The 25,868-nt window shown below is 64.1% G+C and carries 20 protein-coding genes and 1 other RNA gene; 7 read left to right on the forward strand and 14 right to left on the reverse strand.

The features are described from left to right. Nucleotides 1-25: 25 nt before the first annotated feature. The 4 genes from infB to rimP all read right to left on the reverse strand — a co-directional run bounded on the left by infB (nt 26) and on the right by rimP (nt 5,850). Entirely contained in the window at nt 26-2,683 is a 2,658-nt protein-coding gene (infB, locus tag GR138_RS05285; RefSeq protein WP_160857584.1) for a translation initiation factor IF-2, read from the reverse strand. A gap of 104 nt (nt 2,684-2,787) precedes the next feature. Beyond that, on the reverse strand, nt 2,788-3,441 hold the full coding sequence (locus tag GR138_RS05290) for an RNA-binding protein (protein ID WP_246200307.1): 654 nt from the start codon (nt 3,439-3,441) through the stop codon (nt 2,788-2,790). 67 nt (nt 3,442-3,508) lie between these two features. Further along, nucleotides 3,509-5,107: a transcription termination factor NusA gene (nusA, locus tag GR138_RS05295; RefSeq protein ID WP_160857586.1), complete on the reverse strand. Its 1,599-nt coding sequence runs from the start codon at nt 5,105-5,107 to the stop codon at nt 3,509-3,511. 134 nt (nt 5,108-5,241) lie between these two features. Continuing rightward, a complete protein-coding gene (gene rimP / locus GR138_RS05300) occupies nt 5,242-5,850 on the reverse strand; it encodes a ribosome maturation factor RimP (RefSeq protein ID WP_160857587.1) in 609 nt (202 codons plus the stop codon). A gap of 247 nt (nt 5,851-6,097) precedes the next feature. Between rimP and GR138_RS05305 the strand changes: the two genes are divergently transcribed. Further along, nucleotides 6,098-7,726, forward strand: coding sequence for an MFS transporter (locus GR138_RS05305; RefSeq protein ID WP_160857588.1), 1,629 nt, complete (start codon nt 6,098-6,100; stop codon nt 7,724-7,726). A 3-nt stretch (nt 7,727-7,729) separates the two neighbouring features. Here GR138_RS05305 and GR138_RS05310 read toward each other — a convergent pair whose 3' ends face one another. Together GR138_RS05310 and recR are read right to left on the reverse strand one after the other, a co-directional pair. Then, nucleotides 7,730-8,977 carry a lytic murein transglycosylase gene (locus tag GR138_RS05310; protein WP_338091050.1) on the reverse strand — a complete coding sequence of 416 codons (1,248 nt, stop codon included), beginning with the start codon at nt 8,975-8,977 and terminating at the stop codon, nt 7,730-7,732. A 16-nt stretch (nt 8,978-8,993) separates the two neighbouring features. Then, nucleotides 8,994-9,599, reverse strand: coding sequence for a recombination mediator RecR (gene recR / locus GR138_RS05315; RefSeq protein WP_160857589.1), 606 nt, complete (start codon nt 9,597-9,599; stop codon nt 8,994-8,996). A 56-nt stretch (nt 9,600-9,655) separates the two neighbouring features. Between recR and GR138_RS05320 the strand changes: the two genes are divergently transcribed. Further along, nucleotides 9,656-10,267, forward strand: coding sequence for an MOSC domain-containing protein (locus GR138_RS05320; RefSeq protein ID WP_160858061.1), 612 nt, complete (start codon nt 9,656-9,658; stop codon nt 10,265-10,267). Here GR138_RS05320 and GR138_RS05325 read toward each other — a convergent pair whose 3' ends face one another. From GR138_RS05325 to ffs, 4 genes are all read right to left on the reverse strand, one after another. After that, nucleotides 10,268-10,879 (reverse strand): LysE family translocator, encoded by a 612-nt coding sequence (locus GR138_RS05325; RefSeq protein WP_160857590.1) that lies wholly within the window; start codon nt 10,877-10,879, stop codon nt 10,268-10,270. It lies immediately after the preceding gene. Nucleotides 10,880-10,913: 34 nt separating this feature from the next. Next, entirely contained in the window at nt 10,914-11,237 is a 324-nt protein-coding gene (locus tag GR138_RS05330) for a YbaB/EbfC family nucleoid-associated protein (protein ID WP_069060033.1), read from the reverse strand. A 25-nt stretch (nt 11,238-11,262) separates the two neighbouring features. Then, nucleotides 11,263-13,149: a DNA polymerase III subunit gamma/tau gene (locus GR138_RS05335; protein ID WP_160857591.1), complete on the reverse strand. Its 1,887-nt coding sequence runs from the start codon at nt 13,147-13,149 to the stop codon at nt 11,263-11,265. Between the two features lie 44 nt (nt 13,150-13,193). Beyond that, an RNA gene (gene ffs, locus GR138_RS05340) (signal recognition particle sRNA small type) lies at nt 13,194-13,290 on the reverse strand. A gap of 88 nt (nt 13,291-13,378) precedes the next feature. On the opposite strand from ffs, the gene GR138_RS05345 reads away from it, so the two are divergent. Next, nucleotides 13,379-13,816 carry an HIT domain-containing protein gene (locus GR138_RS05345; RefSeq protein ID WP_202402530.1) on the forward strand — a complete coding sequence of 146 codons (438 nt, stop codon included), beginning with the start codon at nt 13,379-13,381 and terminating at the stop codon, nt 13,814-13,816. After that, nucleotides 13,813-14,787: an NAD(+) diphosphatase gene (nudC, locus tag GR138_RS05350; protein WP_160857593.1), complete on the forward strand. Its 975-nt coding sequence runs from the start codon at nt 13,813-13,815 to the stop codon at nt 14,785-14,787. Before GR138_RS05345 ends, nudC begins: the two co-directional genes overlap by 4 nt. 50 nt (nt 14,788-14,837) lie before the next feature. On the opposite strand, the gene GR138_RS05355 is transcribed toward nudC, so the two are convergent. Continuing rightward, nucleotides 14,838-15,611 (reverse strand): SDR family oxidoreductase, encoded by a 774-nt coding sequence (locus GR138_RS05355; protein ID WP_160857594.1) that lies wholly within the window; start codon nt 15,609-15,611, stop codon nt 14,838-14,840. A gap of 73 nt (nt 15,612-15,684) precedes the next feature. On the opposite strand from GR138_RS05355, the gene GR138_RS05360 reads away from it, so the two are divergent. Further along, nucleotides 15,685-16,338, forward strand: coding sequence for a TetR/AcrR family transcriptional regulator (locus tag GR138_RS05360; RefSeq protein ID WP_338091040.1), 654 nt, complete (start codon nt 15,685-15,687; stop codon nt 16,336-16,338). A gap of 28 nt (nt 16,339-16,366) precedes the next feature. Here GR138_RS05360 and GR138_RS05365 read toward each other — a convergent pair whose 3' ends face one another. Then, the gene (locus GR138_RS05365) at nt 16,367-17,218 is read right to left on the reverse strand and encodes a prephenate dehydratase (protein WP_160857596.1); all 852 of its coding nucleotides are present in this window, start codon (nt 17,216-17,218) and stop codon (nt 16,367-16,369) included. A gap of 15 nt (nt 17,219-17,233) precedes the next feature. Next, on the reverse strand, nt 17,234-17,989 hold the full coding sequence (locus GR138_RS05370; RefSeq protein WP_160857597.1) for a 3-deoxy-manno-octulosonate cytidylyltransferase: 756 nt from the start codon (nt 17,987-17,989) through the stop codon (nt 17,234-17,236). 152 nt (nt 17,990-18,141) lie between these two features. Between GR138_RS05370 and GR138_RS05375 the strand changes: the two genes are divergently transcribed. Continuing rightward, nucleotides 18,142-18,885, forward strand: a complete 744-nt coding sequence (locus GR138_RS05375) for a c-type cytochrome (protein WP_160857598.1) — start codon at nt 18,142-18,144, stop codon at nt 18,883-18,885. A gap of 66 nt (nt 18,886-18,951) precedes the next feature. Here GR138_RS05375 and GR138_RS05380 read toward each other — a convergent pair whose 3' ends face one another. Beyond that, nucleotides 18,952-19,896, reverse strand: a complete 945-nt coding sequence (locus GR138_RS05380; RefSeq protein ID WP_160857599.1) for an AEC family transporter — start codon at nt 19,894-19,896, stop codon at nt 18,952-18,954. A gap of 519 nt (nt 19,897-20,415) precedes the next feature. Between GR138_RS05380 and GR138_RS05385 the strand changes: the two genes are divergently transcribed. Continuing rightward, nucleotides 20,416-25,866: an alpha-2-macroglobulin family protein gene (locus tag GR138_RS05385; protein WP_202402550.1), complete on the forward strand. Its 5,451-nt coding sequence runs from the start codon at nt 20,416-20,418 to the stop codon at nt 25,864-25,866. Nucleotides 25,867-25,868: the final 2 nt, after the last annotated feature.

Raw genomic sequence — 25,868 nt, forward strand, 5'->3', positions numbered from 1 at the left:
GCACGATTGTCTGATCGCCGGACGCTTACAGCGTGCGGGTGATGTGCTCCACGCGGAAGCACTCGATCGTGTCGCCGGCGCGGATGTCTTCGTAGTTCTCGAAGGCCATGCCGCATTCCTGGCCCATCGGCACTTCGGCAACTTCGTCCTTGAAGCGCTTGAGTGTCTTGAGCTTGCCTTCGTGGATGACGACGTTGTCGCGCACGAGGCGGACGCCCGCACCACGCTCGACCTTGCCTTCGATAACGCGGCAACCTGCGACCTTGCCGACCTTCGTGATGTTGAACACCTCGAGGATTTCGGCATTGCCGAGGAAGGTTTCGCGGCGTTCCGGCGAGAGCAGGCCCGACATCGCTGCCTTTACGTCATCCACCAGATCGTAGATGATGTTGTAGTAGCGGATTTCGAGGCCGGCCCGCTCGGCAGCCGTACGAGCCTGCACGTTGGCGCGAACGTTGAAGCCGATGATCGCCGCGTTGGACGCTTCGGCAAGCGAAATGTCCGATTCGGTGATAGCGCCGGCGCCCGAATGCACGATGCGCACCCGCACTTCATCCGTGCCGAGCTTTTCAAGCGCGCCGGCAATGGCTTCGATCGAGCCCTGCACGTCGCCCTTGATGAGCAGCGGGAACTCCTTGAGACCGGTGTTCTGGAGCTGGCTCATCATCTGTTCGAGCGAGCCACGGGAACCGGACTGGCGGGCTACCTGCTTTTCGCGCGCGAGACGCTGGCGGTATTCCGAGATTTCGCGAGCGCGGCTTTCGTTCTCGACGACGGCGAACTTGTCGCCGGCGGCCGGCGTGCCGGAGAGACCGAGAATCTCGACCGGCATGGACGGACCGGCTTCCTTGACGTGATCGCCCTTGTCGTTGACGAGCGCGCGCACACGGCCCCACTGGTCGCCGGCCACGATGATCTGGCCGGGCTTCAGCGTACCCGTCTGGACGAGGACCGTTGCGACAGAGCCGCGACCGCGATCCAGCTGGGCTTCGACGACGACGCCCTCCGCGGTGCGGTTCGGGTTGGCCTTGAGGTCGAGAATTTCAGCCTGCAGCAGAACGGCTTCGAGCAGCTTGTCGAGATTGACGCGGTTCTTGGCCGATACTTCCACGTCGAGCGTTTCACCGCCCATGGATTCGACGAAGACTTCGTGCTGAAGCAGCTGGTTGCGCACCTTCTGCGGGTCGGCTTCGTGCTTGTCGATCTTGTTGATCGCCACGATGATCGGCACACCCGCCGCCTTGGCGTGGTTGATGGATTCGATCGTCTGCGGCATCACGCTGTCGTCGGCCGCGACCACGAGGATCGCGATGTCCGTCGCCTGCGCACCACGGGCACGCATGGCGGTGAACGCTGCGTGGCCGGGCGTATCGATGAAGGTGATCTTGTGGCCGTTGTGCTCGACCTGGTAGGCGCCGATATGCTGCGTGATGCCGCCGGCTTCGCCAGCGACGACGTTGGCATGGCGGATGGCATCGAGCAGCGAGGTCTTGCCGTGGTCGACGTGACCCATGATGGTCACGATCGGCGGACGCGATTCCAGATCGCCGGCATCGTCGGTCACATTGAAGATGCCTTCTTCGACGTCGGATTCCGATACGCGCTTGACGGTATGGCCGAATTCGACGGCGATGAGTTCCGCCAGGTCGGCGTCGATCAGATCGCCGGGCTTCATCATCTGGCCTTCCTTCATCAGGAACTTGATGACGTCGACGGCGCGTTCAGACATACGCTGCGACAGTTCCTGAATGGTGATGGTTTCCGGCAGGATGACCTCGCGCATGACCTTTTCACGGGTCTCCTGCATCTGGCTGCGCTTGAACTTCTCCTGGCGGCGACGCATGGCGGCGAGCGAACGGCCGCGCTGCGTGGCGTCCTCGTCGGTCGAGGCCGTCGTCAGCGTCAGCTTGCCCTGGCGGCGACCGTCATCGGCCTTCGGACGGGCAGGAACCTTTGCAGGTTCCGGGCGCGCGACCTTGCCACGGTTGACAGGAGCACCGCCACGCGGACGGGCGACTTCTTCCGTTTCCGTTTCGCGGCGACCGCGACCGGCAATGGGGGCCGGCGTTGCAGCCGGGGTCGTGCGCGCAGGCTGCGGACGGGTCTCGACAGCGGCCGGCCTTGCGGCGACCGGCTGTTCGACAACCTCTTCCACGACTGGAGCGGGAGCGGCAGCCTCACTGGCGCGGCGCTCGGCTTCTTCCTTTTCGCGGAGAAGACGGGCTTCTTCCTCGACCTTGCGGCGGGCTTCCTCTTCCACCTTGCGGCGGGCTTCGTCTTCCGCGCGCTGCTTGGCTTCAGCGGCGTCGCGGATCTGCGCTTCTGCAAGCGCGCGACGACGGGCCTCGACCTCATCCGGGGAAAGCTGGTTCAGCACGACGCCGACGCGCGGGCGGCTTTGCTCGACGCGCTGCGGCTGCGGCGCAGGCCGCGATGGCTGCTGCGCGGGACGCGCCTGCTGGGGCTCGGGTGCACGTTGCACGGGCGCGACAGGTGTCGGCGCCGGGCGTTCGTCTCCCGGGCGGCTGAAATGGCGCTTTGTGCGGGTCTCGACCACGACGGCCTTGGTGCGGCCACGACCCATGTCCTGGCGCACGGTTCCCTGCTGAACCCCCGAGGGCTTCAGGCTAAGGGTCTTCTTGCCAGCCACACTGATCGTCTTGTCGTCTTCGTTGTCGGTCATTCCGTTCCGTTCCTAAGATCAGAGCCGGATGCGTATCACCAGGCCCTGTCGTTCAATTGTGTTCATCCAATGCGATTTCGGCCGGCAGAATGCCGGTAACCGCGTCATTGGTTTGGCTGGCCAGCGCCACCTTGTGCCATCATCCGGCTATCGCCCCGGTATTTCTCGAGCATGATTGCGCGCTTCACTACACCCTCACCCGCCTGCCCTGCAAGCGCTGCGGCATGGATAAAAGCATTACTTCCCAAAAGCCCCTCCAATTCGCTCTCGGAAAAGAGCCTGAAGGAGGGTATTTCCGTTTCATCGTCGGTGAGAAAGCTCGCAGCCTTCCGCGCCTGGTCTATCTTTCTGACGCCGTCCGCGGCCGCATCCGTCGCATGGAAGACCGCTAGCGCTGCCAATGCACGCACCGCCTGGTCGACCTTGGACGCACCCGTGATGAACTGGCCCGCCTTGCGCGCCATATTCATCATGCCGCCGAGCTGGGCGGCCATCAGCCGGTCCACTTCGGCACCGAGCTCCGGCCCCGCCTTGGCTTCCGCCTTCAGCGCACGCCCGAAAAGCTTCTTGGCGACCGCCTTGTCGACGATTGCCCGTTCCGCCTTCACCCAGCAGCCACGTCCGGGAAGCTGACGCTTGAGGTCCGGCACGATATTGCCGTCCGGGCCAGCAACGAAGCGGATCAGCTCATCCGCCTCGCCCTTTTCGCGCGTCACGATGCACATGCGATCGTTCACGCCGTCGTCCTTCTTACTCATATAGGTTCCCGCCATTCCGGACGCAAAACCGCGAGCCGTATTTTTTCTGGAAGTTGCGGGACGCCGGTCAGGCGTCCTGCTCACCGCCTTCGACGACCGGCTCTTCGGTGGCGAGATCCGCTTCCGTGATCCAGCCGGCCGCGAGGCGGGCCTGAACGATCATGGCTTCGGCTTCGGCACGGGACACCTCGAACTTCGCGAACAGGCCCTCGAACTTCTTCGTCTCGCCATCCTTGCGCTCCGACCAGCCGACGAGATCGTCAGCCGCGCAGCCTGCGAAGTCTTCCATCGTCTTGATGCCGTCTTCGCCGAGTGCCACGAGCATCTGGCTCGTCAGGCCGTCGATCTGGCGCAGCTCGTCGGAAACGCCAAGCTCCTTGCGCTTGGCATCCATCGCCGCTTCGAGACGGTCGAGATGCTCGCGGGCGCGGGTCTGGAGCTCTTGGGCCGTGTCTTCGTCGAAACCTTCGATGCCGGCGATTTCGCCGAGATCGACATAGGCCAGCTCTTCCACGGCGGCGAAGCCTTCGGAGGCGAGGACCTGGCCGACCATCTCGTCGACATCGAGGGAATCCATGAACAGCGCGGTGCGCTCGTTGAATTCCTTCTGGCGACGCTCGGACTCTTCGGCTTCCGTCAGGATGTCGATATCCCAGCCGGTCAGCTGCGAGGCAAGGCGGACGTTCTGGCCGCGGCGGCCGATGGCGAGCGAGAGCTGCTCGTCGGGAACGACCACTTCGATGCGCTCGGCATCTTCATCCAGAACGACCTTCGAGACTTCGGCCGGCTGAAGCGCATTGACGATGAAGGACGCCGGATCCTGCGACCACGGAATGATGTCGATCTTCTCGCCCTGCAATTCGCCGACGACGGCCTGGACGCGCGAACCGCGCATACCGACGCAGGCGCCGACCGGATCGATCGACGAATCGTTCGAGATGACGGCGATCTTGGCGCGCGAACCCGGATCACGGGCGACCGACTTGATCTGGATGACGCCGTCGTAGATTTCCGGCACTTCCATGGTGAACAGCTTCACCATGAACTGCGGATGGGTACGCGACAGGAAGATCTGCGGACCACGCTGCTCGCGGCGCACGTCGTAGACGAAGGCGCGCACACGGTCGCCGTAGCGCATGTTTTCGCGCGGAATCATCTCGTCGCGACGGATGATGCCTTCGCCACGGCCGAGGTCGACGATGACGTTGCCGTATTCGACGCGCTTGACCGTACCGTTGACGATCTCGCCGATGCGATCCTTGTATTCGTCGAACTGGCGGTCACGCTCGGCTTCGCGCACCTTCTGCACGATGACCTGCTTGGCCGACTGGGCGGCGATGCGGCCGAAGTCCATCGGCGGCAGGGGATCGGCGATGAAGTCGCCGAGCTTGGCGTCCGGATTGCGGTCGCGGGCAAGCTCCAACGGGATCTGGGTGGAATAGTCTTCGGCGTGCTCGACGACTTCCAGCAGGCGCTGAAGGCGGATTTCGCCGGTCTTGGAATTGATGTCGGCGCGGATGTTGGATTCCGTGCCGTAACGCGAGCGGGCTGCCTTCTGGATGGCGTCGGCCATCGCGGCAAGCACGATCTCGCGGTCGATGACCTTTTCACGGGCCACGGCATCCGCGATCTGCAGAAGCTCAAGCCGGTTCGCACTGACTGCCATTGTCTCAGGTCTCCATGGTCTGGCCGGCGCAATTGCCGCCGGCGCTGGGGAGCGGATTGACCGCTCCGGTTCCGTCCTCTCCGCTCCGTCCGCGATCAGGGCAAACGCCCCCGGGACGGACCGTACTCACAAACTTATTCTTCGTCTTCGCCGTTCTGGTTGGCGGCCTGCGCGGCCTTCGCCTTCTTGTCGGCGGCCAGCGCGTCGCGGATCAGCTCGTCGGTCAGGATCAGCCTGCCCTCGGCCAGCGCCGTGAAGGGGATGACGACCGTCGGCTCGTCGCCGGCGGCGGGCTGGTCCCGCTCCAGGGTGAAGCCGTTTTCGTCGGCAGCAAGGATCTTGCCGCGGAAGCGCTTGCGGCTGTCGACGAGGATCGACGTCTCGCATTTCAGCAAATGGCCAAGCCAGCGTGAAAAGTCCGACTTGCGGACCATCGGCCGGTCGATGCCGGGCGATGAGACTTCGAGATGATACGCCTTGTCGATCGGATCCTCAACGTCGAGCACCGGCGAGACGGCCATCGAGACCTTCTCGCAGTCTTCGACGGTCATGGTGCCGTCCGGGCGCTCGCACATGATCTGCAGCGTGGCACCATTCTGCGCCGAAAGACGCACGCGCACCAACTGATAACCGATCTGCTCGATGGTCGGCTCGATGATGTCGGCAACGCGGCGGTCGAGGCCGGTCTCGACGATCAGGCGCGGCTCGATGGCTGCATTTTCTGTCTGGGTCGTGTCGGACATGACATGCCCTCCCGGGATGGTCGTTATCATGCGCCTGATCGGGGCAATAAAAAAGAGCGGGTCCTCGCGGGCCCACTCTTCATCTGACGATCAAGAATTTGAGGGTGATATAGACCGGGTTCGTCATAAATGCAAGGTCGGGCTCGAAAGCGCCTGTGGGCGAGTGATTTGCGCATCATCGCCTTGCCGCTTTTGTTCTTTGGGCTAGATTGCATGAGATCACTGCGTCGAGAATGAGTGCCCCACCGTGCCGGACCGGAAATCCCCCCTCGCCCCCTTCCGAAACGAAACCTTTCGGCTGATCTGGGCGGCGAGCCTGGTCTCCAATTTCGGCGGCCTCATCCAGTCCGTCGGTGCGGCCTGGATGATGGCCTCCATCACGCCTTCGGCCAATATGGTGGCGCTGGTGCAGGCCTCGACCTCGCTGCCGATCATGCTGTTTTCCGTCGCCGCCGGGGCGCTGGCCGACAATTTCGACCGGCGCAAGCTGATGTTGACGGCCCAGTGTTTCATGCTGGTCGTCGCGATCGGCCTGACCCTCTGTACGTGGTACGGCGTCATCACGCCCTGGCTGCTTCTCACTTTCACCTTCCTGCTCGGCTGCGGCGTGGCGCTCAACAACCCGGCCTGGCAGGCCTCCGTCGGAGATATGGTGCCGCGCGAGGACCTGCCCGCCGCCGTGTCGCTCAACAGCATGGGCTTCAACCTGACCCGCAGCGTCGGCCCGGCCATCGGCGGCGCAATCGTGGCAGCGGCGGGTGCGGCCGCCGCCTTCGCCGCCAATGCGCTCAGTTATTTCGCGCTACTCTACGCCCTTTTCCGCTGGAAACCGGCCGTTTCCCCCAGCAGCCTGCCGCGCGAGGATTTCGGCCGCGCGATCTCGGCGGGGCTGCGTTACGTCTCCATGTCACCGAATATCGGCAAGGTGCTGCTGCGCGGCTGCGCCTTCGGCCTTGCGACAAGCTCCATCCTCTCGCTGCTGCCGCTGATAGCCCGCGACCTCGTTGCCGGCGGGCCGCTGACCTACGGCATCCTGCTTGGCTGTTTCGGGCTTGGCGCCATCAGCGGCGCGCTGATGAACGCTTGGCTGCGCGAGCGCTTCACGAGCGAGACCATCGCCCGCCTCGCCTTTACCGGCTTTGCCATCAGCGCGACCGTCTCGGCGCTCAGCACGACGGCCCTTCTGACCGGCGCCGTCCTCTTGATCGCGGGAGCGTCCTGGGTGATGGCCCTGTCTCTCTTCAACACGACCGTGCAGCTCTCGACGCCGCGCTGGGTGGTGGCACGCGCCCTCTCGCTCTACCAGACGACGACCTTCGGCGGCATTGCAGCGGGCAGTTGGATCTGGGGAACGACGGCCGATACGCATGGCGCGCAGACCGCCCTGCTGGCCTCCGCCGTCGTGATGATCGCGGGTGCGGCACTCGGCCTGCGCTTCGGCCTGCCGGAATTGCAGAGCCTGAATGTCGACCCGCTCAACCGCTTCAGCGAACCGGACCTGCCGCTCGACCTGAAACCGCGCAGCGGCCCGATCGTAATCCTAATCGACTACGAGATCGCCGAAGGCGACATTCCGGAATTCCTGGAGGCGATGACCGAGCGGCGGCGTATCCGTATCCGCGACGGGGCCGGCCAATGGGCGCTGATGCGCGACTTGGAAAACCCGACGATCTGGACCGAGACCTACCACGTGCCGACCTGGGTGGAATATGTGCGCCACAACCAGCGTCGCACCCATGCGGATGCCGCCAATGGCGAGAAGCTACGCCAGTTGCATAGCGGGGCGGAGGACCCGCGCGTTCACCGTATGATCGAGCGGCAGACGATCATCCCGCACGAATACGAGCGGTTCAAGCAGCAGGTGGAAATCCACTAATCCTTAGCGGAGCTTGGATTTCAGCGAGGCATCCGGATAGCAGGTTGATGCGAGGCCCGCCTTCGCCTGCCAGTCGCCCAGCGAGCGCCGCGTCTTGTAGCCCGGCAGACCATCGACCTTGCCGACATCGTAGCCCTTGGTGACGAGCGCCTTCTGCATGGCCAGCACATCCGAGCGCAGCATCTTGCCGACATTGCCCCACTCGCCGCGGAACGGGCCGCTGCCATAGGCGATGCGATCGGCGAGATTGCCGATGAACAGGGCGTAGAGGTCAGAGTTGTTGTACTCCTTGAGTACGTAAAAATTTGGCGTGACGATGAATTCCGGCCCATGCGTGCCGGCCGGAACCAGCATCATGCCGGACGCCTTCGCCTCGCCGGAGGAAAACCCCTTCCCGGAAATGCGCGTGATGCCCGTCGCGGCCCAGGCCGAGATCGGTTTTTCGAGGTCCGGCCCTTCCTGCGCGCAGGAGACGCCTGCCGGGATCGTCACTTCGTAGCCCCAGCCTCGACCAGCCTGCCAGCCCTTCTTGGCGAGGTAGTTGGCAATGGAGGCGAGACTGTCCGGCACCGAGCCCCAGATATCGCGCACGCCGTCGCCATCGAAATCGACGGCATATTGCAGGAAGCTGGTCGGCATGAACTGCGGCTGGCCGAGCGCGCCGGCCCAGGAGCCCTTGAGCTGCGCCACCGTCCGGTCACCGCCGTCGACGATATGAAGCGCCGCGATCAGCTCCTTGCGGAACATGTCCTTGCGGGTCGACATGAAGGCCTTGGTGGCCAGCACTTCCACCGCCGAATAGGGGATTTTCGCGCTGCCGAAGCCCGATTCACGGCCCCACACGGCAACGACGATCTCGCCCGGCACGCCAAAACGCTGCTCGATCTTGCGCAGCGTGGCGGCATGGGTCTTGGCGAGACTGCTGCCCTTGCCGGCCAGGCCCTGCAGGCGCTTCTCCGAGAAATAGGCTCCGGGCGACGAAAATTCCGCCTGGCTCTGCGACTGCTCCTTCTTCGGCTTGGAGCCGGGCGGCACGAGATCGGGCAGGTCCCAGTTGAGCGTCACGCCCTCCATCGCCGCGCGAAAGGTCTTCTCGCTGACGCCGGTCTTTTGCGCCGCCGGCCACAGATCCTTGTCGATCCAGCTCCGGAACATCGTTTCGACTTCAGCCTTAGAGGCCGCCGCGGCTGGAAACGTAAAGGCGAAAGAGAGAAGTGCGACGCTGGCGGCGGCCTTGAAGGCTCTGCTTATGATCAAGATGGTCTCCTCAAATCGCCGTGCGGGCGCGCAATGCGGCCGTCAATGTGCCTTCGTCGAGATAATCGAGCTCGCCGCCGACCGGCACGCCATGGGCCAGCCGCGTGATCTTCACGTCGAGACCGGAAAGCTGATCGGTGATGTAGTGCGCCGTCGTCTGGCCCTCGACAGTCGCGTTGACCGCGATGATGAGTTCGCGCACGCCGCCCTTCGCCACGCGGTCGACGAGGCCGCGAATGTTGAGGTCATCAGGCCCCACGCCGTCGAGCGGCGAGAGCGTGCCGCCGAGCACATGGTAGGCGGCATTCATGGCACCCGCACGCTCCAGCGCCCAGAGATCGGAAACGTCCTCGACGACGATGATCATCGTGTGGTCGCGCCGCACATCGGTGCAGACCGTGCATGGATCGCTCGTATCGACATTGCCGCAGCACGAGCAGATCCGCACCTTGCGATGCGCCTCGCCCATCGCGTCGGCGAGCGGGCCGAGCAGTTGGTCCTTCTTCTTGACGAGATGCAGCGCCGCACGTCGCGCCGAACGGGGCCCGAGGCCCGGCACCTTCGCCAGAAGCTGGATGAGTTTTTCGATTTCGGGGCCGGTGACTCGTTTTGCCATTGCCGGTATCTACCCCATATCAAGGGGAAACGGAATCTCGGGAGGGCCAACGCTTGATCAAAATCCTCGCGGTCTGCACGGGTGTGGCCCGCCCAGTCCCCGGCAAAAGCTACAAGACCGGCATTTTCAAGACGCCGACCGATGCGGCGATCGTCGTCGACCGCGAGGGATTGCTTGGTGACGCGATCTGCGACCGCAGACATCACGGCGGGGCGGAGCAGGCCGTCTATGGCCTCGGCTCCGTCGACCTCGACTGGTGGTCGAAGGAACTCGGCCGCACGATCGAGCCCGGCACCTTCGGCGAAAACCTTGTCATCGAGGGCGTCGACAGTCGCGCCGTCTCCGTCGGCGACCGGTTCGAGACCGAGAGCGTGCTTCTGGAAGTCACCTCGACGCGTATTCCCTGCAACACGCTGACCGCGCGCATGGGCGATCCGGCTTTCCCCCGGCGCTTCATGCAGGCGGGCCGTCCGGGCTTCTATTGCCGCGTGCTGCGCGATGGCGTGATCCAGGCCGGCGATGCCGTGACCTACACACCCTTCGACGGCGAGCCGGTCAGCATGCCGGAACTGCTGCGCACCTACGGCAAGAACATTTCCGAGGAAGATCGCATCCGCTACCTCGCAGCCCCCATCAACGACAAGCTGCGCGCCGCGCTGACCGGCTGATCAGCGGGCGGCGATGGCGGCTGCAGCCCCGGCCATGGTGCCGGCGCTGAGACGATTGGCGATGCGCACGGCGCGCGGGCTCTTCAGGAAGAGACGGGCGCGCGAGGCAAGGAAGACCCAGGCGAGATCGATTGCCACCAGCACCACGAACATGGTGACCACCAGTTCCGCCCAGCCGACGAGCGTGACGGCGCCCAGATCGACGATCGCCGGCAGAAGGGCCACGTAGAACATCATGATCTTCGGATTGCCGAGCGTCACCGTCAGCCCGGCGAAGAACAGCTTCAGGCCGGATCGCGCCTCCGGCAAGGCCGCGTCGCCCGTATCGGTCGGGGCGAACCACATTTTCCAGGCGAGATAGAGCAGGTAGGCGACGCCGAGCCATTTGATGACGACGAAAGCGGCGTGGAAGGTTTCGGCGATCGCCGCAAGGCCAAGCACGGCAAAGGTGAGCCAGATGCCTTCGCCGATCCACATGGCGGCGAGGAAGGGCAGCACGTCCTTGGCGCCGCGCGACAGCACGCGGGCGACCAGCGCCGCGATGCTCGGACCGGGCGAACCGGCCGCCATCATCAGCGCGCCGGCAAAGACAAGCAGGGTCATCAGGCTCATCGGAATTCCTCCTCGAAAGCCTGACCTTATCGAATCAGAACGGCAGTTTGAAGCCTGGCGGGATCGGCAGGCCGGCGGTGAGCGCCTTGGTGCGTTCCGCGGTCTCGGCCTCGGCCTTGTCCTTGGCATCCTTGTGGGCGGCAACGATCAGGTCTTCGAGGATTTCGACATCGTCTTCCTTGAAGAGCGAGGGATCGATCTTCAGGCCCTTGAGGTTGCCTTTGCCATCGAGGGTGACCGAGACGAGCCCGCCGCCGGAGGTGCCGTTCACCTCGAGGGCTGCGATCTCCTCCTGCATCTTCTCCATCTTGGCCTGCATTTCCTTGACCTTGCCCATCATGCCCATGATGTCGCGCATCGGTCTCTCCTCTTTTATCTGGCTCTTAGTGTTCGATATCGTCGCCGGGCAGGATATCGCCCTCGGCGGATTCCGCCACAGCCGCAGCCTCGACGGTCTCGGGTTCGTCTTCGGTTTCCTGCACCTTGATGCGCACGTCGGTGATCTTGGCGCCCGGGAAACGCTGCAGGATGGCTGCGACGTCCGGATCCTGGCGCGCATCGGCGACGCGCGCCTCCTGCGCCTGCGTTTCGGCTTCGGCCAATGTCGGGCCGCCAGCTTCGCGTGACAGGATCACCATCCAGCGCGCGCCGGTCCATTCCTGCAGCCGGCTCTGGAGTTCGGAGACAAGCGACTTCGGCGCATCGTCCGCCAGGCTGATTTCCAGCCGGCCGGGCTCGATCTTCACGGGACGCACGAAAGCGCGCAGCAGCGCACGGATGCGAATATCGCGGTTCTTGGTGCAGAGATCGGCAAGATCCGAAAGGGAATTGACCGGCACCTTGGGTGTTGCCGCCGGCAGCGGAGCCTCGACCGGTTCGATGCGCCCGACAGGTGCTGGCACCGGATCGGCCTGCGGCACGGGCCGCAGCATGGTCACGGTCGCGCCGCCCGACTGAACGCGCTGCGCCGGAGCGTCGGGCTGCCGCGAGACGGCGGAGACCGACGCCGAAGAGCCGCTATTGCCGCCGAGCGTGCTGGATGATTGCGCAACACGTCCACCATTGCCGCCGCCATCGCTAGCCGAAAGCTCGGCAAGGCGGCGCGCGGCGTCTTCCGGCGACGGCAGATTGGCCGCATGCGCGAGGCGGATGATGACCATCTCGGCGGCACCGGCCGGGCGGCTGGAGGCTTCCGTTTCCGGAATGCCCTTCAGCAGCATCTGCCACATGCGCGAGAGTACGGTCACCGCAAGCGAATTGGCAAACTCGACGCCGCGCACGCGCTCGATCTCGCTCAGCGACTGGTCGCCGGTGGCATCGGGCACGTATTTCATGCGGGTGACGAGATGGGTGAAATCGGCAAGATCGGTCAAAACGACAGGCGGGCTGGCGCCGGCCTCGTATTGTGCGGCGAATTCGGCGAGCGCTGCCGCGGCATCGCCCTTCACGATATGCTCGAAGAGATCGACGATGCGGGCGCGGTCAGCAAGGCCGAGCATCGAGCGCACGGCATTCACCTCGACGCTGCCGCCGCCATGGGCGATCGCCTGGTCGAGCAGCGAAAGACCGTCGCGGGCGGAACCCTCGGCGGCACGCGCGATCATGGCAAGGGCATCCGGCTCGGCGTCGACGCCTTCCTTGCCCAGAATGGTGGTGAACAGGCCGACGAGGTCGGAAGCGCCGATGCGGCGCAGGTCGAAACGCTGGCAGCGCGACAGAACGGTGATCGGAACCTTGCGGATTTCCGTCGTCGCGAAAATGAATTTCACATGCTCCGGCGGCTCCTCGAGCGTCTTCAACAATCCGTTGAAGGCCTGTGTCGACAGCATGTGCACTTCGTCGATGATATACACTTTATAGCGCGCCGAAACCGGGCGGTAGCGCACCTGCTCGATGATCTCGCGGATATCGTCGATACCGGTATGGGAGGCGGCGTCCATCTCGATCACGTCGACGTGCCGGCCTTCCATGATGGCCTGGCAATGTTCGCCGGGCGCGCGCAGGTCGATCGTCGGCTTGTCGATTTCGGCGGTCTTGTAGTTGAGGGCACGGGCAAGGATGCGGGCCGTCGTCGTCTTGCCAACGCCGCGCACACCCGTCAGCATATAGGCCTGCGCGATACGCCCGGTCTCGAACGCGTTGGTCAGCGTGCGGACCATCGGCTCCTGGCCGACCATGAGGTCGGAGAAATCCTTGGGACGGTATTTTCGCGCGAGCACCCGGTAGGCGGCTGGCTTTTCGCTGGACGGTTTTGGGGTTTCGTCGCTCATAGACCCTGCCGTTGATAGAACGTCTGTCCCGACAGGACGGAAAGGTGGGAGGCTGGCACGATGACCCGTGCCGGGCTCGTTGGGGCTGCTTCCTTCCGGACCTGACCCGGTTGGCGAGTGGCTCGTCCACCACCAACCTCCCGTCCCCCATATCGGCAATATTCCAACCGAATGCAAGCGCGACCGACAAAAAACTATTGGGGGAATTTGGATGCCATGGCATGACTCTATGAAAGAAGCATTTCGGGAGAACCCCTTGAGCGATTTTCGACCCGACGAACGGCTGGCGCGCGACAGCGATCTCCTGACGAAGATCGGCCTGTGCGAACTGCGCCTGATGAAGGACAGCCGCTGGCCGTGGCTGGTGCTCGTGCCGCAGCGCCCGGATGTCAGCGAGATCTTCGACCTGACGCCGCTCGACCAGACCATGCTGACCTTCGAGACGGTTCTGGTCTCCGAGGCGCTGAAGACGGTGACGGGGGCAACGAAGATCAATATCGGCGCGCTCGGCAACATTGTGCGCCAGCTTCACGTCCACATCATCGCCCGCAGCGAAGGTGACCCGAACTGGCCCGGTCCCGTCTGGGGCTACGGCACCGCCGAGCCGCGCTCGGCCGACGAAACCAAGGCCTTTGCCGCCAAGCTTTTGGACGCGCTCGCACCATGAAGCCATCGCTTTTCGATCTCTACCGCCCGCACCCCGAACCGAGCACCATGGTGGCGTTTGCGGAAAACAGCCTGGATCGCCAGTCGGAGCACCGTGCGCCGGATTGCCTCGAACAGGCCTTCAAGGCCGAGACGGTGCACGCCTTCGCGCTTGCCGGCGGCAAACTTGTCGTCAAGCATGACGAGAAGATCATCGATCCGCTGTTTGCGCCCTATGAACTCGCCGAACTCGATCCGATCCCGGAAGAATCGATCCTGCTCGGCTACCTGAAGAACGGCGAACCCCGGCTGGCCATTCCCGTGCGGGCCGATCCAGAGACCTTGCAGGAACCGCTGAAGGCCACCGACGGGCGCACACTCTACCGCCAGCAGATGCTCGACGACGATCTGCTCGGCCAGTTCGCCCAGGCCTCCAGCCTGATGACCTGGAACAGCAACAACCGCTTCTGCGGCAAGTGCGGCTCGCCGACCCGCTCGGAAATCGGCGGCTATCGCCGGGTGTGCGAGGCGTGCAGCCACACGATCTTCCCGCGCACCGATCCGGTCGCGATCATGCTGGTCATTGATATCGAGCGTGATCTTTGCCTGCTCGGCCGCTCGCCGCATTTCCCGGAGGGCATGTATTCCTGCCTTGCCGGCTTCCTGGAACCGGGCGAGACGATCGAGCACACGGTGCGCCGCGAAACCCTCGAGGAATCCGGCATCAAGGTCGGCCGCGTGCGCTACCACGCCTCGCAGCCCTGGCCGATGCCGCACTCGCTGATGATCGGTTGCTATGGGGAGGCGATCTCCTTCGACATCCGCCGCGACGAGACCGAACTGGAGGATTGCCGCTGGTTCACCCGCGAGGAGACCGCGGCGATGATCGAGCGCAGCGCCATGGCGGGTGCAGCACCCGGCACCACGATGCCACCGCCGAAGGGCGCCATCGCGCACCGGCTGATGCGCGACTGGCTCGACTGGAAGGGCTGATCAACACAGCCCGGTTTTGGCCGTGAATGGTGCCCCGGTCAACGGTGCGATCAAATACGGGCACCGCCGGTGGCGTCGATCATTTGCCCCGTTGTCCAGCGAGCCTCGCTCGACGCGACGAACGCGACGACATCGGCAATATCCGCGGCTGTGCCGACACGTGAGAAGACCGACATCGCTTCAGCGCCGGCGCGCGCCTCCGGCTGCGCCAGCCACTCCGCATTCATGTCCGTGTCGGTAACACCCGGCATGACCGCGTTGACCGTGATGCCACGGCGACCGAAGTCCGGCGCGAGCGCCAGTGTCAGCGTTTCAAGCGCGCCCTTCGATGCTGCATAGGCCGGATGGCTCGGCGCGGCGATGCGCGTGAAACCCGTCGATATGTTGATGATCCGTCCATTGTCGCGAATATGGTCGGCGGCTGCCTGGATCAGGAAGAACGGCGCCTTGAAGTTGATCGTCATCGTCTCGTCGAAGAACGATTCGCTGGTTTCCGCCAGGGAAACCGCCTGGGCGATACCCGCATTATTGACGAGAATATCCAGGCCAGGCTCGCCGGTCGCTGCAATCGCTGCGGTCTTGAACTGGCCCCACAGGCTGTCTGCGGCTTCCTTGCCCTTGCTCAGGTCCGCCTTGATCGCGACGCCTTTTGCTCCGAGAGCCTCGATCTCGCGGATGGTCGCTTCGGCGGCGTCGGCGTTGCTGCCGTAGTGCACGCCGATGAGGGCCGCACCCTCCTTCGCGAAGGCAAGCGCGATAGCACGACCGATACCGCGCGAACCTCCGGTCACAAGGGCTGTTTTATTCGACAGTTTTCCAGACATCGTTCGCTCCATTGATATTTTTATAATGATCGATACAATAAATGCCGGAAAGAGCCCGTCAAGGATTATTATAGTGATCGATATAAAAACAGATGTGCCCGCGCGGAAACGCGGCAGGCCTCGGGTACTGGACCGGGACGTCGGGCTTGATGTCGCGGCGCGGCTGTTTTGGGAGCATGGCTACGAGGGAACCTCGATCGCCGACCTGACCAAGGCCATGGGGATCACGCCTCCCTCCCTCTACGCAACCTTCGGTTCGAAGGAAGAACTCTACAGGCAAGCGCTCGACCAATGTATCGAGCGGGAAGGCAAATGCCGCGGCGAGGCGTTGCAGACCGAAGAGACGGCCTACGAGGCGATCGCATTTTACCTTCACGACGTCGTGCAAGGCATCACCCAGCCGGACAAGCCGCATGGCTGCATTGTGTCCACCGCCGTCCTTCAGCATTCGGAGGAAAACGAGTCTGTCGCGCGGGACGTCGCCGCACGCCGTGAGGCTGCGATGCAGGCTATCAAAACGCGCTTTGACCGCGCCGTCTGCGAAGGCGAGCTTCCAACCGACACGGACACCGATACGCTCGCGCGTTTCTATACGGCTGTCGTGCAGGGCATGTCGGCCCAGGCCTATGACGGGGCATGCCGGGAAAAACTGACCCAACTGGCAGACATAGCGCTGTCAGCGTGGCCCGGCGATCCGGCCTATCGAAATCCGAAGCCTGAGGCATAGGCGCATGCCGGGCGAGCGTATGCCCGCCTTAAAACGCGCTGCGCATCGGATGGGCGCGGTAGGTGCCGAGGATGCGGACTTTTTCGGAGAAGAAGCGCAGTTCCTCCAGCGCCCGGCGCACATGCGGCTCATCCGGATGGCCTTCGATATCGGCATAGAACTGGGTTGCGGTGAACTTGCCGTCGATCTGGTAGCTTTCCAGCTTCGTCATGTTGATGCCATTGGTGGCAAAACCGCCGAGCGCCTTGTAGAGCGCGGCCGGAATGTTGCGCACGTTGAAGACGAACGTCGTGACGATGATGCCCTCGCCATCCTGCTCGATTTTCTTCTCGTCACGCGACAGCACCACGAAGCGGGTGACGTTGCTCTCCGTGTCCTCGACATTCTCCGCGATGATCGACAGACCGTAGAGATCGGCCGCGAGCCGCGGGGCAAGCGCCGCCATGGAGCGGTCGCCGGTTTCCGAGACGAGCTTGGCGGCGCCCGCCGTATCACCGGCAATCACCGGCTTCCAGCCGTTGAGGCGGACGATCTTGCGGCACTGGCCGAGCGCATGGATATGGCTGTGCACTGTTCGGACCTCGTCCTTCGTGACACCCGGCAGCACCATGAGCTGGAAGCGGATCGGCATGAAATATTCGCCGACAATATGAAGGCGCGATTCCGGCAGCAGGTGATGAATGTCGGCGACGCGGCCGGCGATCGTGTTCTCAATCGGAATCATGCCGAGATCGGCATCGCCATTCTCCACAGCGAGGAAGGCATCCTCAAAGGTCTGGCACGGCAGCGGCTCCATGGTCGGAAACATGTCGCGGCAGGCCATGTCAGAATTGGCGCCGTACTCGCCCTGGAAGGCGATCTTGTTGGTTTTCATGATCATGGCAGGGAATCCGTATCAAACAGGGTGGGCCGCGAGCATCGCGCGGGCCTTTTCGAGGTCGGCAGGAGTATCGACACCGAGCGGAACGGTGTCAACGATCTCCGCATCGATGCGCATGCCGGCTTCGAGCGCCCGCAACTGCTCCAGCGATTCCCGCTTTTCCAGGGTCGAGGGCTTGAGCGCGACGAAGGCTTCAAGCGCCTTGCGGCGATACGCGTAGAGGCCGATGTGATGGTAAAGCGGACCCTTGCCGTAGGGCGCGGTTGCGCGCGTGAAATACAACGCGCGCAGACGGCTGTCGCCGAGCGGCGCGCCGACGACCTTCACGACATTCGGATTGGTCTTCTCCTCCTCGTCGCGGATTTCCGTCGTCAGCGTCGCAATGTCGGTCGAGGCATTTTCCAGCGGGCGCAGCGCGGCGCGGATCGTCTCGGGGTCGATCGTCGGCAAATCGCCCTGCACATTGATGACAAACTCGGCGCGACCGGCCGGGTCGCTCTTCGTCAGCGCCTCATGAATACGGTCGGAGCCGGACTGGTGGTCCACGCGGGTCATCACCGCCTCGAAGCCGGCTGCCACAACCGCGTCAAGAATATCCGCATGATCGACGGCAACGACGATGCGCCCCACCTCGGCGGCAGCCGCCCGTCGCGCCACCTGGACGATCATCGGCAGGCCGGCAATATCGGCGAGCGGCTTGCCCGGAAGGCGGGTCGACGCCATGCGCGCCGGAATGAGCACGAGGGTCTTGTCAAAATTGGCGGGATTCATCGCAGGCCCTTCAAAACCCCCGGGAAAAGTGTCAAAACGTCTCAGTGCGGGGGCTACAATCACTGTTGCAACGAAGCAGCAAAAGACATAGGTTCCGCGCGATTTCAAGACTGGCCGGCGTTATGTCCGTCGGTCCCTAGGGGAGCGTTTGGATGAACTCTTATGTGAACATGGGCGTGGGTGCCCTTTTGGGCACCGTATTCGTACTGATGTCCGTGTCGATCGCTTCTGAAGGCATTTTCCATTCGGGCGAGCCCGAGAAGGAAGGTTTCGCGATCGTTGCCGAGGAAACAGGCGGCGAAGCAGCCGGTGGCGAAGCTCCTGCAACTGTTCCGATCGCAACCCTGCTGGCCACTGCCGATGCCGGTGCCGGCGAAACGGTCTTCAAGAAATGTGCGAGCTGTCACACCCCAGAGAAGGGCGGACCGAACAAGGTCGGCCCCAACCTCTGGGACATCGTGAACCGCCCGATCGCTTCGCATGAAGGCTTCAGCTATTCCGCCGGCATGACCACCTTCTCCGAAGGCCATAAGGTCGTCTGGGACTACGATCACCTGAGCTTCTTCATCGAAGCGCCGAAGAAGCACGTCCCGGGCACCGCCATGGGCTTTGCCGGCGTGAAAAAGAACGACGAACGCGCCAACCTGATCGCCTACCTGCGCACGCTGTCCGACAACCCGGCCGCTCTGCCGACCGCATCGAGCGAAGGCGCAGCCGCAACGACCGAAGGTGGTGCGACCACCACCGAGGGTGCGGCTCCGGCTGACGGCGGCGCGGCAGCCACGACGACCGAAGGTGCAACGACCCCGGCCGAGGGCGGCGCTGCGACCACCACGACCGAGGGCGCAGCCCCGGCCGAAGGCGGCACCACGACGGAACAGCCGGCTGCTCAGTAACAAGCCAGCGGCAAAACACAGACAAGGAAAACCCGGCCTTCGAGCCGGGTTTTTTGTTGTTCTCAATCAGCCGAGCAGCCAGGCCCAGAAGGACACGGTGAAGACGCCGAGCGCCGTCGTCATGGTGATCGTCGAGGAGGCGAGCGCGTGGCCGACGCCGAAATGGTTGGCGAGCAGCCAGGCATTGACGCCGGTCGGCACCGAGGATGTCAGCACCATGGCGGCCGTCCATTCCGGGCTGAGGCCGAGCAGCCGGCAGGCGACGTAGACCGACCCGGGTAGCACGAGAAGTTTGAGGCTGGTCATGGCCAGCGCAATGCCGGCATTGCCGCCGACCTTGTACTTGTTGAGCGCCATGCCGATGGAAACGAGGGCAGCGGGGGCTGCCATCGCCGCCAGTTGGTCGACAACCACCTTTACCGGACCTGTGAGCGGCACGCCGCCCGCGTGAAACAGCGCACCGACGGCGAGGCCGATCACCAGAGGATTGCGCAGCAGGCTCTTGCCGATGCCGAGCAAAAGGGCTGCGAAACTCTGCGGCTCGCGCGTGCCCTCCTTCCGCTCTGCCCGTTCCATGAGGACGGTGCCGGCAATCATCATGACCGGAAGATGCACGGACAGCAGAACGGAGATCGCCACCAGCCCCTCATCGCCGACGATGCGCGAGACGAGCGGCAGACCGATGAAGACGGTATTGGCAAACGCCGAGGAGACGCCGGCGAGAACGCCGATCCGCCGATCGCGCTTGAAGCCGAGTGTCGCCACCAGATGAGCGATTGTCCATGTTACGGCGACGGCGCCGAAATAGGCGACCCAGATGCGCCACGGCGCTTCGCCGGCAAAATCAGCTTCCGCGATGGTGCGAAACAGCAGCAGCGGAACGGCGACGCGGAAGACGAACTCGCCAAGCCCCTCGCCCAGCTCCTCCCGCAGATAGCCGGTGCGCACGAGCACCCAGCCGATCAGGATCAGCGCGAAGACAGGCAAAACGTTGAGAGCGACATCCGACATGAAACCGTCCCGAAGGAGAATGGAGGGACGGCGAGAGAACCGTCTCGAGGGCGGGTTTCATCGGTAGAGCAATCGTCGGGAGGGGTCCAGCACGACATGTCCGGCAAACACCGTAAATGAAAAAAGCGAGGGCTGAACCCCCGCTTCCTCATCCCGGCTTGGCCAGGGAAGTGTCCCGCTCAGTGCCAGTACATCCGTGGTCACTGCGATGCGAAACACGACTTTCGTGTCTGACGAGGTTTCTAGCGAGCCGCTCTTACAGCGGTATGACAGAAGAACGCTCGTTGATGGATTGGAGTCTGCGCGCATATGGTTAACAAAAGGTTAACGCGCCTTGGGCCAAAAATTTTCGCATTTCCGGCGATTGAACGATGGGCCTGAAACGTCTTCCCCCTGGTTCCATGCGCCACCTCCCTTTCCGGCCTCCCCGACAGCGGCGTCTTTCGATTGACAAGCCGATACCGGGTCTGGACAGTGGGGCGGCAACGAGACGGGCAGCGTTAGGAGGACTTGATGTCTATGCGCGCATTCTTCGGTTTCTCGGCACTTCTTCTAGCGGCCGTCGCCTCTCCTCCCCTTCCCGCCCATGCCGAGGAGACCCGCACCGTCGTGACGACGGAAAACAGCGACTATTTCGGCTTCGACCTGCGCACCGTGCAGGATGTGACGCTGGACCAGTGCAAGACCGATTGCGTCGACGACCTGTCCTGCCGCGCCTTCACCTATAATCCTAAGGTAAAGTGGTGCTTCCTGAAGAGCGATTTCAACCAGCTCAACCATTTCCAGGGAGCGATTGCCGGCAAGATCATCAAGGCCGACAATGCCGCCGATATCGGCGCGCCGCCGGCCATGCCCTTCATCAGCGAATATATGGCGAGCGACGCCCGCGCCTTCCGCGAGGGCCTCACCCTTGCGACCGAACATACCGGCCAGGGCGCCGAAAGCCTTGCCTCGCTCGGCCGTATCGAATCCGCCTCCAGCCGCTTCGACCAGGCGCTCATCGCCTACAAGGGCGCGCTCTCGCTTGCGCCGGATGACTATTATCTCTGGATCGAGACAGCCGAATCCATGGGTCGCGCCGTCAGCAACAGCTATCTCGCCGGCCAAGGCGCGCTTGCGGCAATCAACGCCTACCAGATCTCGCGCACCACGGAGACACGCGCGCGCGCGCTTGCCGTTCTCGCCGATACGCTCGACAAGTCGGGCAACTACCGCGCCGGCATCAACGCCTACAGGGCAAGCCTGGACCTGAAGGACGATGTCGCGGTCCGTTCCGCCTATCTCGGTCTTCGCGCCCGCCAAGGCTTCCGCATCGTCAACCACACGATCGATTCCGACAGCGCGACGCCGCGGGCCTGCGTCGAGTTCTCCGAACCGCTCGTCAAGTCGGGCGCGGACTATGCCTCCTTCGTCACGCTGGATGGTGCGGCACCCAAGGCGGTCGAGGCCAAGGACCGGCAGATCTGCGTCGAGGGCCTGAACCACGGCCAGCGCTACAAGATCGCCTTCCGCCCCGGCCTGCCGTCTGCCGTCGATGAGCCGCTGGAAGCGGCTGTCGACCTCGACATCTACGTGCAGGACCGTGCCGCGATGGTCCGCTTCACCGGCGACGGCTTCGTGCTGCCCGGCAGCGTGCGCCGCGGCATTCCGATCGTCTCGGTCAACACCGACAGCGCCGACCTGAAGCTCTACCGCGTCGGCGACCGCGCGATTGCCGGGCTTCTCGCCGACAGCCGGTTCCTCACCCAGCTCGACGGCTATTCCGCCGAGCGCATCGAAAGCCAGAACGGCCAGCTTGTCTGGCAGGGCAAGATTGACATCTCGCCGGAGCTCAACAAGGACGTCGTCACCAGCTTCCCGGTCGACGAGGCGCTGCCGGAGCGCAAGCCCGGCGTCTATGTGCTGACCGCCGCCGCCTCCAACGGCCGCAGCAACGAATGGGACGCCAAGGCCACGCAATGGTTCGTCGTCTCGGATGTCGGCCTCACCACCTATGCCGGCACCGACGGCCTCAACGTCTTCGCCCGCTCGCTCGATAGTGCCACGCCGCTGGAAGGCGTCGACCTCCAGTTGATCGCCACCAACAACGAAGTGCTTGGCACGGCGACCACCGATGCGGACGGCCGCGCGACCTTCACCGCCGGCCTGATGCGCGGCACCGCCGCCATGACGCCGGCCGTCATCCTCGCCAAGAAGGGCGAAGGCGACTTCGTCTTCCTCGACATGACACGCGCCGGCTTCGACCTTTCCGACCGTGGCGTCACCGGCCGCCCGGCACCGGGCGCCATCGACGTGCTCGCCTGGACCGAACGCGGCATCTACCGCGCCAGCGAGACGGTGCATGCCACCGCGCTTGCCCGCGACATCGAAGCGAATGCCGTAGAAAAACTACCGCTCACCTTCGTCTTCAACCGGCCGGACGGCGTGGAAGACCGTCGCCTGGTGTCCAACGGCGCTGCCCTCGGCGGCCATGCGATCGACCTGGCCCTCCAGGAAAACAGCATGCGCGGCACCTGGACGATGCAGATCTACACCGACCCGAAGGGCACGGCGATTGCCGAGAAGACCTTCCTCGTCGACGATTTCGTGCCGGATCGCATCGAATTCGACATGACGAGCGAAGCGAAGGATATCGAGACCGGCGTCCCGGCCCCGGTTTCCGTCGAAGGCCGTTATCTCTACGGCGCGCCGGGTGCCGGTCTTGAAATCGAAGGTGATGTCGCGCTGAAGCCGACGCGCGCCGACCCGGCCTATCCGGATTACGTCTTCGGTCTGACGGACGAAGAAGCGATCGAGGAAAGCCGCATCCCGCTCGAAGGCCTGGACGTGCTCGACGACGAGGGCAAGGCAACCTTCGACGTGACCCTCACCGATCTCCCCTCGACCACGCAGCGCCTCGAAGCGCTGGTGACGCTGCGCATGATGGAGGCCGGTGGCCGCGCCGTCGAACGCTCGCTGACCCTGCCCGTCAAGGCGACCGGACCGATGATCGGCGTGAAGCCGGAATTCAAGGGTGAGCTCTCGGAAAACGGTATCGCCAACTTCCACGTCGTCGCGGTCGGCCCGGATGGTGCCAAACTGGCGATGCAGGGCCTGCCCTGGAAGCTGCTTTCCGTCGAGCGGAACTACCAGTGGTATCGCGACGGCAGTTCCTGGCGTTACGAGCCGGTGCTTGCGACAAAGCAGCTCGCCAACGGCACGCTGGACGTCACGGCTGACGGTGGCAAGATTTCTGTTCCCGTCACCTGGGGCCGCTACCGCCTTGAGGTCGAAAGCCCCGAGCCGGATGGTCCCGCAACAAGCACCGAGTTCGACGCCGGCTGGTATGTCGCCGCCACCTCGACGGAAACGCCCGACGCGCTGGAAATCTCGCTCGACAAGGAAAACTACGCGGTCGGCGACACGGCGAAGCTGAAAATCTCGTCGCGCCATGCTGGCCAAGTGCTGATCACCGTCGGCGCGGAAAGCCTGATCACAACCCAGACCGCCGCCATCGGCGCCGAGGGAGGCGAGGTGGAGATCCCGATCACCAAGGAATGGGGACCGGGCTCCTACGTCACCGCGACGCTTTTCCGCCCGGGCTCCGACCAGGAAAGCCGCATGCCGATGCGCGCCATCGGCATCACCTGGCTGAAGGTCGATCCGGCTGAACGCAAGCTCAATGTCGCCCTCGACGTGCCGGAAAAAACCCTGCCGCGGCAGCCGCTCGACATTTCGCTGCAGGTGGCGGGTGCTGGTGCCGATGAAGAAGCCTACATCACGGTCGCCGCCGTCGATGTCGGCATTCTCAACCTCACCAAGTATGAAGCGCCCGATCCGGCCGACTGGTACTTTGGCCAGCGCCGGCTCGGCATGGAAATCCGCGACCTCTATGGCCGCCTGATCGACGGCTCTCTCGGCACCACCGGGCGCCTGCGCACCGGCGGTGACGGTGGCGAAGGCGCGCTCTCGGGCAAGCCGCCGACGGAAAAGCTGGTCGCCTTCTTCGCCGGCCCCGTGAAGCTCGACGCGGACGGCAAGGCCAAGGTCAGCTTCGATATTCCGCAGTTCAACGGCACGGCCCGCGTCATGGCCGTCGCCTGGACGAAGACCGGCGTCGGCAGCATGTCGAAGGACGTCATCATCCGCGATCCGATCGTGGTGACCGCAAGCCTGCCGAAATTCCTCGCGCCCGGGGACCGCGCGGATCTGAGGCTCGATATCGCCAATACGGACGCACCGGCTGGCGACTACATGGTCGAGGTCACGCACAATGCATCCGTGATGGTCGAACAGACCGGTGCGGGCCAGACGGTCAAGCTGGAGCCCGGCGGCAAGTCGGCGCTCACCCTGCCGCTGATCGGCGGCGAAGAGGGCGATGGTCTCATCACCGTGAAACTGTCGAATGGCAACGGCCTGTCCCTCGAACAGGCGCTGAACGTGCCGGTGCGCCCGGCCGCCATGCCGATCACCACGCGCCGACCGATCGAGATCGCCGCCAACGGCAGTCTGACGATCGACGACCAGCTTCTGGCCGACAGCCAGCTTGCCGGCGCATCCGTCAGCCTCAGCGTCTCGCGTGCCGCCGCCTTCGACATCCCGGCGCTCTTGATGGCGCTCGACCGCTACCCCTATGGCTGCACCGAGCAGACGACCAGCCGCGCGCTGCCGCTGCTCTATCTCAGCGAGCTTTCCAAGCAATCCGGCCTGCCGGAGGACACGGAAACGCAGAAGCGCGTGCAGGACGCGATCTACCGCGTGCTTGCCAACCAGTCCTCGTCCGGCAGCTTCGGCCTCTGGTCGCCGGGTTATGGCGACCTTTGGCTCGATGCCTTCGTGACGGATTTCCTGACACGAGCCCGCGAACAGAAGTTCGACGTGCCGGAGCAGGCCATGCTGCAGGCGCTCTCCAACCTGCAGAACTCCATATCCTATGAGGTCAATGTCTCGACCCAGGGCACCGAGATCGCCTATGCGCTCTATGTGCTTGCCCGCAACCGCAAGGCCGCGATCAGCGACCTGCGCTACTATGCGGACACGAAGCTCTCGGAGTTCTCCTCGCCGCTCGCCCGTGCGCAGCTCGCCGGCGCGCTCGGCCTCTACGGCGATGCCCAGCGCTCGATGACGATCTTCTCCAATGCGCTCGGCTTGTCGCGCGACAGTATCCTGAATGCCAGCCTCTCGCGCACCGACTACGGTTCGTCGCTGCGCGACGGCGCCGCAATCCTCGCGCTTGCCGCCGAAAGCCGGCCGGTGCCGAACGTCATTCCGGAACTGACGAAGCTCGTCGCCAAGCAATGGGAGGACAAGCGCTGGACCAGCACGCAGGAACAGACCTGGATGCTGCTCGCCGCCCGTTCGGTCAGGGATGCCGACAAGGACCTGAAGCTCGAAATCAACGGTGCCGAGCGCGCCGGCGGCTATGCCGCGCAGATGACGGGCAAGTCCCTGCTTGAAAACCCACTGACCATCGCCAACCGCACCGGCGAGCCGGTCTCGGCCGTGCTGACGACGGTCGCCGCCCCCGCCGATCCACTGCCGGCCGGCGGCGACGGCTTTGCCATCGAGCGCACCTACTACACGCTCGACGGCGAGGAGGCGAACATCACGGAGGCGCAGCAGAACGAACGCTACGTCGTGGTGCTGAAGGTGACGGAGCACAATGACTGGCCGTCGCGCATCATCATCACGGACCTGCTGCCGGCCGGTTTCGAGATCGACAATCCGAGCCTCGTCGACAGCGCCAAGCTTTCGAACTTCGACTGGCTCGGCGAGACCGAGGCGGCGCATACGGAATTCCGTTATGACCGCTTCGTCGCGGCCTTCAACCGCAGTGCGGGCGACAACCGCGAGGTCAGCCTTGCCTATGTCGTGCGCGCCGTAACCCCCGGCATCTACGATCTGCCGGCCGCCCAGGTGGAGGACATGTACCGTCCGCAGTATTCCGCCCGCACGGCGACCGGCCGCATGCAGGTCGTGAAGGCCGAGTAGGA

Source organism: Shinella kummerowiae (assembly GCF_009827055.1).
In the GTDB taxonomy this organism is placed as follows: Bacteria; Pseudomonadota; Alphaproteobacteria; order Rhizobiales; family Rhizobiaceae; genus Shinella; species Shinella kummerowiae.